General features: G+C 69.6%; 8 protein-coding genes and 1 pseudogene. 4 read left to right on the top strand and 5 right to left on the bottom strand.

Features of this window, described 5'->3' with window-relative positions; all coding sequences use genetic code 11:
- Positions 1 to 145 precede the first annotated feature (145 nt).
- The 4 genes and pseudogenes from ACPU2J_RS30200 (at position 146) to ACPU2J_RS30185 (ending at position 4,400) form a co-directional block, all read left to right on the top strand.
- On the top strand, positions 146 to 346 hold the full coding sequence (locus ACPU2J_RS30200; protein ID WP_030648435.1) for a hypothetical protein: 201 nt from the start codon (positions 146 to 148) through the stop codon (positions 344 to 346).
- 341 nt (positions 347 to 687) lie between these two features.
- Positions 688 to 2,259 (top strand): annotated as a pseudogene (locus ACPU2J_RS30195) (oleate hydratase); the annotation flags it as partial.
- A 69-nt stretch (positions 2,260 to 2,328) separates the two neighbouring features.
- The gene (locus tag ACPU2J_RS30190; RefSeq protein WP_423834440.1) at positions 2,329 to 3,219 is read left to right on the top strand and encodes a universal stress protein; all 891 of its coding nucleotides are present in this window, start codon (positions 2,329 to 2,331) and stop codon (positions 3,217 to 3,219) included.
- Positions 3,220 to 3,488: 269 nt separating this feature from the next.
- Positions 3,489 to 4,400: a universal stress protein gene (locus ACPU2J_RS30185; protein ID WP_420078767.1), complete on the top strand. Its 912-nt coding sequence runs from the start codon at positions 3,489 to 3,491 to the stop codon at positions 4,398 to 4,400.
- Positions 4,401 to 4,521: 121 nt separating this feature from the next.
- Here ACPU2J_RS30185 and ACPU2J_RS30180 read toward each other — a convergent pair whose 3' ends face one another.
- The 5 genes from ACPU2J_RS30180 to ppdK form a co-directional block, all read right to left on the bottom strand.
- Positions 4,522 to 4,797 carry a hypothetical protein gene (locus ACPU2J_RS30180; protein ID WP_423834439.1) on the bottom strand — a complete coding sequence of 92 codons (276 nt, stop codon included), beginning with the start codon at positions 4,795 to 4,797 and terminating at the stop codon, positions 4,522 to 4,524.
- Positions 4,794 to 5,699, bottom strand: coding sequence for a universal stress protein (locus ACPU2J_RS30175; RefSeq protein ID WP_423834438.1), 906 nt, complete (start codon positions 5,697 to 5,699; stop codon positions 4,794 to 4,796). Before ACPU2J_RS30175 ends, ACPU2J_RS30180 begins: the two co-directional genes overlap by 4 nt.
- Positions 5,700 to 7,040: 1,341 nt before the next feature.
- Positions 7,041 to 7,769, bottom strand: a complete 729-nt coding sequence (gene pflA, locus ACPU2J_RS30170; RefSeq protein ID WP_420078770.1) for a pyruvate formate-lyase-activating protein — start codon at positions 7,767 to 7,769, stop codon at positions 7,041 to 7,043.
- Positions 7,766 to 10,036, bottom strand: a complete 2,271-nt coding sequence (gene pflB / locus ACPU2J_RS30165) for a formate C-acetyltransferase (protein WP_423834437.1) — start codon at positions 10,034 to 10,036, stop codon at positions 7,766 to 7,768. The genes pflA and pflB overlap by 4 nt, the downstream gene beginning before the upstream one ends.
- A gap of 276 nt (positions 10,037 to 10,312) precedes the next feature.
- Positions 10,313 to 13,015: a pyruvate, phosphate dikinase gene (gene ppdK, locus ACPU2J_RS30160; protein WP_423834436.1), complete on the bottom strand. Its 2,703-nt coding sequence runs from the start codon at positions 13,013 to 13,015 to the stop codon at positions 10,313 to 10,315.
- Between the last annotated feature and the right edge of the window lie 35 nt (positions 13,016 to 13,050).

The following is a 13,050-nucleotide window of genomic DNA, read 5'->3' as shown; positions in this document are numbered from 1 at the left end:
CGGAAGGTTCGCTCTCGCCGCTGTGAGGGCCCTGTTGGCCGAGAGAGGGCCGACAGGCCCCTGTGAGCCCGCTGCACCCTTCGGAACAGTGAGGTCTGCACGGGGCAAGGAGTCTCGTGGACGACGGACAAGGGAGGTGAGTGCCATGGCCGGTCTCCTTGCCATCGGCGCCATCACATCGATCGGTCTCGGCGCCATTCTCACGTTCGCTGTGGACTGGCAATGGGCCACCGCCGACCGGCCGCTCGTCGGACTGATCATGATGGCCGTCGGCTTCATCGCTCTCGCTGCCGCCACGAGCCTGGACCGTCAGGGCAGCGGCACCGGAAGGTCGACAGGCCTGTGATCGTCCCCGCCCTGGGCCGAAGGGCCCTCGGGAGCCAGCCGGACAGCCTCTTGGCCGGGCACTGGTCGGCAACAGGCGAGGAAGGAGGCATTGGCCAGGGAGAGCTGGCCGGAGCTGCCCCGGTGAGGGACCGGCTGCCGACACGCGACTCATCGCAAGGCGGGGCACGTGTACGTCCCCCGGATACGAGATCTCCAGCAGCACCGGAGGGACCAACGGACCTGGCGGCCAGGCCCCTCGGCTCCTGTGGGACGTGCTGGCAGGGGAGTTGGCTGGACGGAGTGGCGGGGAGGCACCTCGCCCTTCGAAGGGCATGGCCATGACGAACGAAAACCCAGAACTCCCACGCCTATCTGGTCGGCGGAGGCATCGCCTCGCTGGCCGCGGCGGTCTTCCTCGTACGGGACGCGGGGATGCCCGGCGAGAACATCCGCATCCTCGAGGAACTGCCGCAGACCGGCGGCGCACTCGACGGCAGTGGCGCACCGGACACCGGCTACGTCGCCCGGGGTGGCCGGATGCTGGAGGACGAAGCCTACGTCTGCCTGTGGAACCTCCTGGCGGCGATCCCCACGCTCGGCAACGACAACGTGTCCGTCCTGCAGGAGACCGAGGAGTTCAACGCCCGCTGGCTCACCCACGCCAACGCCCGGCTCATCGACGCCTCCGGCCGAATCCTCGACGCCTCCGAGCTGGACTTCACCACTGCCGACCGGGTGGAGATGGCCCGCCTGCTCGCCTTGCCCGAGTCCGTCATCGGCGCGCGCCGGATCGAGGACTTCTTCTCCGAGCACTTCTTCACCACCAACTTCTGGGCGATGTGGCGCACCACCTTCGCCTTCCAGAACTGGCACAGCGCCATCGAGCTCAAGCGCTACTTCCTGCGCTTCCTCCAGGAACTCCCCCGTATCCACACCCTCGCCGGAGTTCGGCGCACGCGGCTGAACCAGTACGACTCGATCGTTCTGCCGGTACGGGCGTGGCTGGAGCGGCAGGGGGTCCGCATCGAGCACGGAACCCGGGTCACCGACGTGGAGTTCGCCGTCGGCGATGCCGGCGAGCGCCGGGCCGAGCGCATCCTCTTCGAGCGGGACGGCACAGCGGGATCGTACGGAATCGGGCCGCGGGACTACGCGTTCATCACCATCGGCTCCATGACCGCGGACGCCCGCTACGGAGGCGACTACACCGTCCCCGAGCTGGTCCGCGACAAGCGCGACGGGGCCTGGAACCTGTGGGAGACCCTGGCCCGCAAGGCTCCGGACTTCGGTCGGCCCGGGGCCTTCAACGGCAACGTCGACGAGGCCAAGTGGGAGTCGTTCACCCTGACGATGCGCAGTCCGGCGCTGCTCAAGCGGATCGAGGAGTTCTCCGACAATGCCCCCGGCACCGGGGCGCTGATGACGTTCAAGGACTCGCGCTGGCTGATGTCGGTGGTCGTGCCCCACCAGCCGCACTTCGCCGGCCAGCCCGAGGACGTCTTCACCCTTTGGGGGTACGGACTGTTCGTGGACGAACCGGGCGAGTTGACCGGCAAGACGATGTCGGAGGCCACGGGACAGGAGATCCTCGTCGAACTGCTCGGGCACCTCGGCTTCGACGACATCGCCGACGAGGTGTGCGCCACCACTGCCGTCACGACCGTGATGATGCCTTACATCACCAGCCAGTTCGAGCGCCGTGACATCCACGACCGGCCGCTGGTGGTCCCCTCAGGGTCGACAAACTTCGCCTTCCTCGGCCAGTTCACCGAGATCCCCGAGGACGTCGTCTTCACCGTCGAGTACTCCGTCCGCGGGGCGATGCACGCGGTGTACGAACTGCTGGGCGTCGACAAGGAGGTTCCGGCCGTCTACCACGCGCTGTCCGACCCGTTGACGGCGCTGCGGGCCCTCAAGGCCGTCTTCGCCTGAGTTGTGGCTCGCCTCTCCCAACAGCACGGCTCGCCGTTTCAGACCGGAGGTCCTTCCGTGTTCCACCCCGTGCCAACCTCTCCACCCGATCTCGGGGTCCGCCGGTCCCGGGCGATCACCGTCGGGCTCGACGGATCTCGCGAGAGCCTGGCCTCCGTCGCCTGGGCCGCGGACGAAGCGCGCCGACGCGGTCTCGCCCTTCGCCTCGTGCACGTGTGGGGCCTGGAACCGGACGTCCATTCACCGCTCATCGGCTCTCGCACCAGGCAGGAGCCGTACGACGTGGACCCGCGCTCCACGGCCGAGCGGATACGGCGCACGCATCCGGGCCTGGACGTGGTCGCGCAGGAGCTGTGCGGCGAGCCGGCCACCGTTCTGTGCGGAGCTGCCGAGGAGTCCGAGCTGTTGGTGCTCGGTTCCCGCGGTCTGGGCGGGGTCGCCGGGGTCGTGTCCGGTTCGGTGGCCCTGTCCGTGGTCGCCCGTACCCGGCATCCTGTCGTCCTGGTTCCGGGCCGCGCTCCGATCCCGAACGGCGGCATCGTCCTCGGCCTGGACCTCTCGCACCCGTGCGACGAAGTTCTGGACCACGCCTTCTCCCGGGCCCACCGGCTCGGTGTCCCCCTGCGCGTCGTGCACAGCCCGCATACCCAGCGGGGGCTCGGCAGCGATGCGGCGCCGGCCGCTTCGGCCATGGCGCGCGGAGCTGCGGACGCGAGGACCGCACGAGACCTGACGCAGGTGATCGAGCAGTGGCGGCATGCGTACCCCGGCCTGCGCGTCACCGGGGAGATCCGCCCCGGCCACCCCGCGCGAAGGTTGGTGGAGGCTTCCCACACGGCCGGCCTCCTCGTCATGGGCCGCCGCAACCGCCAATCCCGGCTCGGTCCCCACACCGGAGGTGTGACCCGTGCGGTCCTGCACCACTGCCGGACGCCGATGGCCGTCATCCCCCACGACTGACCATTCACAGCGCTCCGCATCGCCGTTGCCCGCGTTCCCTCTGTGAGGGACGCGGGCCGCTTCGCGTACCAGGTGCTCAGTGACTGGTGTGGGCACCGCGCACGTCCGTGTCCGGCACAGCCACTGCCCGGCCGGGCGACGAGGGACGTTCGGCCCGTTCCCCGGGTCTCCTGGACCATCGCTCCCCCACGGTACGGAAGGGAAGGGTGGGACACACACCGCCGACGACGGACGACGGTACTCGCCCCATAGGCTCCGGAGGAAACACCATGTCACGTACGGTCATTGCGGGAATCGACGGATCCCCTGCATCTCTTGCCGCCGCCGAGTGGGCCGCCCGGGAAGCCCGGCGGCGCCGGGTCCCCCTCAAGCTGTTGTACGCCATGGAGGAGTGGATCCCGTCCTACGGATACGCGTCGCAGACCGAGGCCACCCCGTCACCCCAGTACTGGGGTGAGCGCATCCCCCGGGAGGTGGCGCTGCAGTTGACCGAGCGGCACCCCGGCCTGGAGATCACCACGGAGCAGGTGGACGGGCGGCCGCTGACCGTCCTGGTCGCTGCCGCGCAGGAGGCCGAGGTACTGGTACTCGGTTCGCGCGGACTGGGGGCGATGACAGGATTCCTCGTCGGATCCGTCTCCCAGGCCGTGCTCGCCCAGGCCAAGCGCCCGGTCGTGGTCGTGCGGCCGGGCGCCTGGCTGGACGCCGACTGCCTGCCCGGATCTGATGGTGACGCACCACGGAAGGACAAGGACCGGCCTGTCGTGCTCGGGCTGGACCTCTCCTACCCGTCTACCGAGCTCCTCGACCACGCCTTCGACGCGGCGGCCGTACGCCGGGCCCCACTGCGTGTGATCCACCGCTGGAGCATGCCGCCCGCCTTCGCGTTCGACCCGGCGCTGCTCGAGCCCGAGGTACGGGACGGCATGGCGACCTCCATGGCGACTGCGCTCGCCGATGAACTGCTGCCCTGGCGCGACAAGTACCCCAAAGTCCGTGTCGAAGTGGACTGCTCGGTGGGGCAACCCGCCAACCAGCTCGTCGCAGCCTCGGCAGACGCCTCACTGGTAGTCGTCGGCCGGCGGATACGCCGCTCCGCCATCGGCACCCATCTCGGCCCGGTCGTCCACGCTGTCCTCCACCACGCCACAGCCCCGGTCGCGGTCGTACCCCACGCTTGAAGCGAGCACGTGTGCCGGGTTGACCTGACCGTCCGCGGCTGACCACAGACCTGGGAGCAACCCGTGCGCGCCGAGCCCGGCCGGGTGATGTCCACCGGCCGGGCTCAGCGTCTGCCTGGCGCTACTGCATTCCGCCTGTGTCTCGTTCTTCACGGCGGACGTCTTCCTCGCCCCTGCGTTCCGCCTCTGAGGGGCACTGGCCGGTAGTGGCACTTCGGCTCTCGGTGACAGGGGGCAGATCTTGTTGAGGGGCTGTGGTGAGGACGAGGCGAAGCCCCAGCCCGCGCTTCTCGGCCTCGGCTGCCGCCCGAGCCAGGCTCGCGTACCAGTTTTCCGCCGGGTCGATGCGGACGAGAATCTCGCCGGCTTCGGTGGTGGCCATCTCGGTGGTCGTCATGACGCCTCGCTCCTGGGCTCGTCGGCGTGCCGCGGGATCAGTTCGACGGGGCAGTACGCATGGTGCAGCAGGCTGTGCGTCACGCGCCCCAGGGTGCGCCCGAGGTAGCCGGGCGAGCGGCGCCCACCCATGACCAGCAGATCGGCGTGGCGGGAGGCCTCCACCAGCACCCCGGCGACGGACACACTCCTCTCCGCGTCCGCCTGGACCGTCAGCGAGGGGCACTCGGCCCGGATCTGCTCGGCTACGACCTTCAAGCTCTGCCCACGGTGGCCGGCGACCCCGTTCTGGCCATCGGCTGCTCCCGCCGCTGATACGACGGACTGCAGGACGCCCTGTACGTGCAGCAGCCGCAGCGAGGCCTTGCGCAGCTCGGCTTCACGCGCGGCGTGACGGACGCAATCGAGATCGCGCTCGTCGCGCACGGCGGCCAGCACGACACCGTTCACGGCCTCGTGCTCGCTCCCCCGCACGACGATCACGGGGGTACGAGCGTCCACAGCGACCTTGAGGCCGACCGAGCCCAGGGTCAAGGAGCTGAATCCGCCCGGTCCCCGGTTGCCGACGACGAGGGTCCCGCGGTCGCTCGCGGCCCGGCGCAGGCTCATCGCAGGCCCGCTACGGCTGAACTCCGTCGTGACCGAGAGCGCGGGATGCCGGGCCTGCACGGCCTCGGCCGTAACGTCCAGCAGTTCACGCCCTGCGACACGGACCCGTTCCATGTCGTCGTCCGAAAGCTCGAGGACCCGGCCGTCGACGTCGGCCCCGTACACGATGTGCAGGGGGCGACGGCGCCGCGCAGCCTCGTCCGAAGCCCAGAGCGCCGCCCACCGGGCAGGCTCGGACCCATCGACACCGACGATGACCGATCCGAGGTCCGGACTTCTGCTGTTGTTCTCCATAGCTCCTCCTCGCCGACCGCTGTTGGGGGCAGCTCCACGCTGACACCCCAGCGCCGGACAGAAGAGGGGCCCTAGGTACCTCGTCGGGGCCGAAGGTCCCCACCAAGGGTTCTGCTCGTCTCCCTATGGAATTCGACCGTTGTCACAAGACCGTGTCGGACAGCTCGGCAGGGCACCCGATCAGCTCGCGGTCGCCACAGCCTGCCCGGTACAGCACCGTCTCGGCGCAGACCGGGCTTGGGCCACCGATGTCGGCGGAGCATGCGCGGGGTTTCTCGACTCCTAACCGACCCACCCAGCCGGCCTGCGGCCCTGGACCACCGCCCGGGGCGGCCCCCATGCCCGTACGCGGCTCACCGCCGCATAGCGGATTCGGCGGCGGCCGGTTCAACGGCCAGCCGCTAATGCAACGGCACACGACGTGCTCGGCCTCGGCGGTGCCCAGGCGCAGAGTCGGCGGAAGCGACTCTTCCGGACTTCGCCGAGGAAGGGGGCAGCGCCGCAACTGCCAGGCAGACTGCTCTGCTAGCCGTGCCTTCTCGGAGCGCGGCCAGGGGGCACGACCGCCTCGCGGACGACGGCCAGGTACGCGGTCCAGTCTGCGATCGGTCCCGGTGAGGCCTACCTCCACCGAGCCCTCCGGCGAGACGAAACCGAGCTTGACGACCTGGTCCAATCGACGGTGCGGACGCCGAGCCGCCGCGCGGCTTGGTCTGGGTCGAGGGGGACGTGCCGGTCGAGCAGACCGGCCCCGTCGTCGGCTGCCGCCGCACCCGCCGCGCCGTCTCCCGCGACCTGCCCAGGATCAGACCGCCCGAAGGTCTTCGCCCTGAAAGGCCCGGATGGCCAACCCCGTGATCGACGGGAAGCGGGCCGACTCTGCCCGCCGCCGCGAACGCGTCCTGAAGGCCATCGACGCCGCGGTGAAGTCCGGCGGGGACATCACCCTCTCCAACCTCACCCCGCACGGCTCAAGTCGACCGGACATTCCTCTACCGCCATCCCAACCTGCTCGAACGCGTCCACGTCGCTGCCAGCGCACCCACGGGAGATGGGCGGATGGCGGCGGTGTGCCGGACGTCCAGACCAACCTCGCGAACGCGCTGGAGGCCAACAAGCGCCTTACCGCACGGGTCCGGCAGCTAGAACGGCGCCCTGGCGTGTCAGCTCGGCACAGGGTCTGCACCCGAACAGGGTTGCCGGCCATCGGTGTACCCGGGCTGCGCCCCACACTCGGCGTTCGGTGCGTATGACCTTCCTCGTAGCGTGGAGGCGGCTGCAAGGAGAAGTTGATGGTCACGGGCCGGAAGAGGCGTCTCATGTGGCGCGCATCCGGCTGGTTCAGTGTGCCCGCAAGCCGTGCGCCCGGAACTGGTCGCGAACGCGCTCGACCAGTGCGGCGTCCGGAACCGGATTGTCGCGGAGCGGGAAGGGGATGCCGAGCGAGTCGTACTTGTGGGTTCCGAGTTTGTGGAAAGGCAGGACGTCGACGCGGTCGACGTTGTCCAGTTCCGCGAGGAAGCGGCCCAGACCATTGATGGCAGCCGGATCGTCGGTCCAGCCGGGGACCAGGACGTAGCGGATCCAGGTCGGGACGCCGAGACGGTTCAGCCGGGTGGCGAAGTTGAGGGTGGGTGCAAGGTGGCCGCCGGTCAGGCGCCGGTAGACGCCGGCGTCGAAGGACTTGATGTCGAGCAGGACCAGGTCGGTATCGGCCAGGAGCGCGTCGTCGGCGCGACTGCCGAGGGCGCCGGAGGTGTCCAGTGCGGTGTGCAGGCCGAGCTCCTTGCAGCGTCGGAACACCTCGGCGGTGAAGGCGGACTGGAGCAGAGGCTCCCCTCCGGTCAGCGTCACGCCTCCACCGGCCAGGGTGGTGAACTGCCTGTACCGCTCAATGCGCCCCACCACTTCGTCCACGGTGACCGGCTGCCCGTCGCGCATGTGCCAGGTGTCGGGGTTGGCGCAGTACAGGCAGCGCAGCTGGCAGCCACTGAGGAAGAGAACGAACCGGGTGCCGGGCCCGTCCACGCCGGTGGACAGGTCCCAGGAGTGGATGCGGCCCGTGGTCATCGCGCACCGTGGAAGGTGCGGTTGATGACGTCGAGTTGCTGTTCGCGCGTGAGGCGGACGAAGTTGACGGCGTAGCCGGAGACGCGGATGGTCAGGTCGGGGTAGTTGTCCGGGTGTTCCATGGCGTCCTCGAGGGTGGCTCGGTCGAGGACGTTGACGTTCATGTGGAAGCCGCCTGCGGCGGTGTAGGCGTCGAGGATTCCGACGAGGTGTTCCGCCCGTTCGGCCGGATCGTGCCCCAGGCCCTCCGGTGTGATGGTGGACGTCAGGGAGATGCCGTCGCGGGCCTGGTCATACGGGATCTTCGCGACCGACAGCGCCGATGCCGCCATCCCGTGTCGGTCACGTCCGTTCATCGGGTTTGCGCCCGGGGCGAAAGGCGTACCCGCACGGCGGCCGTCGGGGGTGTTGCCGGTGTGCTTGCCGTAGACGACGTTGGAGGTGATGGTGAGCACCGACTGTGTGTGCTCGGCCCCCCGGTAGGCCGGGTGGCGGCGCACCTTGGCCATGAAGGAGCGGACCAGGTCGACCGCGATGCGGTCGGCGCGGTCGTCGTCGTTGCCGTAGGTCGGGTAGTCGCCTGCGACGTGGTAGTCGACGGCGAGCCCGGTGGCATCCCGAATGACTCTGACACGGGCGTGCTTGATGGCCGAGAGGCTGTCGGCCGCCACGGACAGCCCAGCGATGCCACAGGCCATCGTCCGATGCACCGGGTGGTCGTGCAGGGCCATCTCGAGCCGCTCGTAGGCGTACTTGTCGTGCATGTAGTGGATCACGTTGAGCGCGTTGACGTAGGTCGCGGCGAGCCAGTCCAGCGTGCGGTCGTACGCGTCGGCCACATCGGCGTAGTCGAGCTGCTCACCGGTCAGCGGGGCCGTCGCCGGGGCGACCTGCTCGCCGTTCATCTCATCGCGGCCGCCGTTGATGGCGTACAGCAGCGCCTTGGCCAGATTCACACGGGCACCGAAGAATTGCATCTGCTTGCCCACCGCCATCGCGGAGACGCAGCAGGCGATCGCAGTGTCGTCGCCGGTGCGGGGGCGAAGGAGGTCATCGGACTCGTACTGGATGGAGCTGGTGTCGATGGATGTCTGGGCGCAGAACTGCTTGAAGCCCGCCGGCAGTCGGGGGGACCACAGCACGGTCAGGTTGGGCTCGGGGGCGGGGCCGAGATTGTACAGGGTCTGGAGAAGGCGGAAGGACGTGCGGGTGACCAGGGGGCGGCCGTCCTCTCCGATGCCGCCGATGGACTCGGTGACCCAGGTGGGGTCGCCGGAGAACAGTGCGTCGTACTCCGGTGTGCGCAGGAACCGCACGATCCGTAGCTTGATCACGAAGTCGTCGATGAGTTCCTGGGCTCGGCTCTCGTCGATTTTTCCTTCGTCGAGGTCACGCTGGAGGTAGACGTCCAGGAAGGTGGAGGTGCGGCCCAGGGACATCGCCGCGCCGTTCTGCTCCTTCACGGCGGCGAGGAAGCCGAGGTAGAGCCATTGGATGGCCTCGTGCGCGGTGGCTGCGGGACGGGACACGTCGCAGCCGTAGGAGACGGCCATTCGTTCCAGCTCGCCCAGTGCCCTGATCTGCTCGGCCAGTTCCTCGCGGTCGCGGATCACGTCGGCCGTGGACGGTGTCTCGTCCAGCCGGGTCCGCTCGGCTCGCTTGGCCTCGATCAGCCGGGCGGTGCCGTACAGGGCGACGCGGCGGTAGTCGCCGATGATGCGGCCTCGCCCGTAGGCGTCTGGCAGGCCGGTGACGATGCCGGCCCTGCGGGCACCCAGCATTTCGGGGGTGTAGGCGTCGAAGACACCGTCGTTGTGGGTCTTGCGGTACGTGCCGAAGACCTTGGTGACGAACGGATCCGGTTCGAAGCCGTACGCGCGCAGCGCGTTGTCCACCATCCGCAGCCCGCCGTTGGGCATGATCGCCCGCTTCAGCGGAGCATCGGTCTGCAATCCGACGATCAGTTCCAGGTCGCGGTCGATGTAGCCGGGCGCGTGGGAGGTGATGGTGGACGGCATGGCGGTGTCCACGTCGAGCACACCCTTGCGGCGCTCCTCCGGGAAGAGCGCGGTGACGGTCTTCCACACGGTTCGGGTGCGCTCCGTGGGACCGGCGAGGAATGTGGCATCACCCTCGTAGGGCATGTAGTTGGCCTGGATGAAGGAACGGACGTCGATGTGTCGCTGCCACTCCTCGCCGGTGAAACCACGCCACGACCGGGTGACGAGGGGGCTGGGGTCGGCAGAGTGCTGGACGGTCACGGTCATGTCGTCATCTCCTGGGCCGGGGCGGAGGCGAGGTGGGCGATCGCCCTTTCTCACTGCTGATGGTTCCCGTCGGCTGTCTCGCCGGCCAGGGTCGAAGAGGCAAGGCGGAGCCCGCTGACCGGCCCCGGTGAGCAGGGCGGAGAGGGCCTGTGGTCCTGTCGGGGCGAGGGACCATGGGCCCTCCCGCAGAGCGTCACGAGCCCAACCCGGCAGCCGCGGCGGGTACGGGTCCATGACGACGCGGCTCTCCGCGCCCCCGGGCAGCACGGTGCGAGGCTATGCGCTCGCGTCGGTGCCGTTCGCTTCCAGGGCTGCCCGGCCGGCCTCAAGGCGGGCGACCGGGACACGGAAGGGCGAACAGGAGACGTAGTCCAGCCCGGCCCCGTGGAAGAAGTGGACCGAAGCGGGGTCTCCTCCATGCTCCCCGCACACGCCGATCTTCAGGTCCGGGCGAGCTGCCCGGCCCTCCTCGACCGCGATCCGCACCAGCCGGCCGACGCCTTCACGGTCGATCGTCTCGAACGGGGAGACGGGGAAGACGCCCTTGTCGAGGTACGCGGAGAAGAACGCGGCTTCGACGTCGTCGCGGGAGAAGCCCCAGGTGGTCTGTGTCAGGTCGTTCGTGCCGAAGGAGAAGAACGCCGCCTCCTTCGCGATCCGGCCGGCGGTGAGAGCCGCCCTGGGCAGTTCGATCATGGTTCCGACCGGGCAGGTGACGTCGACGCCGGTCTCTTGCGAAACCTCTGCCAGGACCCGGTCCACTTCCTCCCGTACGAGGTGGAGCTCCTCGACCGCGTCCACCAGCGGGACCATGATCTCCGCCCGAGGGTCGCCGCCCGCACGCCTGCGCGCGACGACGGCCTCCGCGAGGGCCCGTACCTGCATGGCCACCAGCCCCGGCACCACCAGCCCCAGGCGCACACCACGCAGGCCGAGCATCGGGTTCTCCTCGTGCATGCGCGTGACGGCCGCCAGGAGTTCGCTGTCGTGCGGATCGGCCGGTGTGCCGAGCGCTTCGCCGCGTGCGAGACGGACGGCGAGTTCCGTGCGGTCCGGCAGGAACTCGTGAAGTGGCGGGTCCAGCAGCCGGACGGTGACCGGCAGGCCGTCCATCGCTTCGAGGATGCGGATGAAGTCGTGCCTCTGGAGCGGCAGCAGCGCCGCGAGTGCCGCCTCTCGTTCGGTGTCGCCGTGCGCGAGGATCATCGCCTCGACCAGGGGGCGCCGGTCGCCGAGGAACATGTGCTCGGTACGGCACAGGCCGATCCCCTGGGCACCGAAGCGACGGGCGCGGGCCGCGTCCTCGGGGGTGTCCGCGTTCGCCCTGACCTCCAGGCCCCGCACGGCGTCCGCCTGCCGCATGAGCCGGTGCACATCACGCACCGGCTGCCGGGCCGTGCCGTGGGCCGGCAGCACGCCTCCCTCCTCGAAGTACCGCATGACGTCGGAGTCGACCAGGGGTACGGAGCCGAGGCGCACCACGCCTTCCGACCCGTCGACGGAGACGACCGTGCCTTCGGGGACGGTCACGCCACCGGCGCTGAAGTGCCGCTGCCGGGTGTCCACGACGATGTCCTCCGCGCCGCACACGCACACCTTGCCCATGCCGCGCGCGACGACCGCGGCGTGGCTGGTCTTCCCTCCCCGGCTGGTGAGCACCGCCTGGGCGGCGACCATGCCCGGCAGGTCGTCGGGCGTCGTCTCCTGACGTACGAGAACGACCTTCTCGCCGGCGGCCGCCCTGCGGACCGCTTCCGCGGAGTCGAACACGACGGCTCCCACGGCCGCTCCCGGTGAGGCGGGCACGCCCCGCGCGATGACCTCGCTCGAGTCCGTGGTGGCGAAGCGGGGGAACATCAGCCGTGCGAGCGCCTCGCCGCCGACCCGGCCCAGCGCTTCCCGCTCGCTGATCAGTCCTTCGTCGGCTAGCTGCGAGGCGATGGCGAAGGCGGCCTGGGCCGTGCGCTTGCCGATGCGGGTCTGGAGCATCCACAGTGTGCCGCGCTCGATGGTGAACTCGATGTCGCACAGATCGCGGTAGTGGGCCTCCAGCCGGTCCATGTAGCCGCGCAGCCGCGCGAACGACGCAGGGTCGAGATCGGCCAAGTCCTGGAGGGGCACGGTGTTGCGGATGCCGGCGACGACGTCTTCCCCCTGGGCGTTGGGCAGGTAGTCGCCGTAGACGCCCGGTCGGCCGGTCGCCGGATCCCGGGTGAAGGCGACGCCGCTGCCTGAGTCCGCACCGAGATTGCCGAAGACCATGGTCTGGATGTTGACCGCGGTGCCCAGATCGTCCGGAATGTGCTCACGCCGGCGGTACAGACCTGCGCGCTCACCGTTCCAAGAGGTGAAGACGGCAAGGACCGCCCGCCGGAGTTGCTCGGCCGGATCCTGCGGGAATTCCTCCCCGGTCCGCTCGTGGATCAGGTCCTTGAAGGTCTCGACGATCCGGATGAGGTCGCAGGTGTCCAACTGCGTGTCGTCGCCCCGGCTGTGTTGCTGCTTGACGGCGGCGAGCGCCGCCTCGAAGTGGGAGCCGTCGACGCCCATGACCGTACTGCCGAACATCTGCACGAGGCGCCGGTAGGAGTCCCAGGCGAAGCGTTCGCGCTCGGGGGTCTTGGCCAGGCCCAGGACCGAGAGATCGTTCAGCCCGATGTCGAGGATGGTCTCCATCATGCCCGGCATCGAGAACCTCGCCCCAGAGCGGACGGAGAGCAGGAGCGGGTCGTCCACCTGGCCGAGCCGCTTCCCGGCGGCTCGTTCCAGCGCCGCGAGATGCTCGCCGATCTGCCGGTCGAGGCCGTCCGGAGCCTGCCCCGTGGCGAGGAAGATCCGGCAGGCTTCGGTGGTGACGGTGAAGCCGGGCGGCACGGGCAGGCCCATGCGCGCCGTCTCCGCGAGGTTCGCTCCCTTGCCTCCCAGGAGACCGGCCATGTCCCGGCCGCCCTCGGAGAAGTCGTACACATAGGTGGTCATGGCTGCTCGCCTGTCTCTTCGGTGGATGTCGGGTC

It is taken from the genome of Streptomyces manipurensis (assembly GCF_049570255.1).
In the GTDB taxonomy this organism is placed as follows: domain Bacteria; phylum Actinomycetota; class Actinomycetes; order Streptomycetales; family Streptomycetaceae; genus Streptomyces; species Streptomyces manipurensis.
Note: the sequence above shows the minus strand (reverse complement) of the source record. Positions and strands in the feature narration are given on the sequence as shown.

Coding starts and splice junctions, on each gene's coding strand:
- ACPU2J_RS30200 (WP_030648435.1), top strand. CDS start 146: ATGGCCGGTCTCCTTGCCATCGGCGCCATCACATCGATCGGTCTCGGC.
- ACPU2J_RS30185 (WP_420078767.1), top strand. CDS start 3,489: ATGTCACGTACGGTCATTGCGGGAATCGACGGATCCCCTGCATCTCTT.
- ACPU2J_RS30180 (WP_423834439.1), bottom strand. CDS start 4,797: ATGACGACCACCGAGATGGCCACCACCGAAGCCGGCGAGATTCTCGTC.
- ACPU2J_RS30175 (WP_423834438.1), bottom strand. CDS start 5,699: ATGGAGAACAACAGCAGAAGTCCGGACCTCGGATCGGTCATCGTCGGT.
- pflA (WP_420078770.1), bottom strand. CDS start 7,769: ATGACCACGGGCCGCATCCACTCCTGGGACCTGTCCACCGGCGTGGAC.
- pflB (WP_423834437.1), bottom strand. CDS start 10,036: ATGACCGTGACCGTCCAGCACTCTGCCGACCCCAGCCCCCTCGTCACC.
- ppdK (WP_423834436.1), bottom strand. CDS start 13,015: ATGACCACCTATGTGTACGACTTCTCCGAGGGCGGCCGGGACATGGCC.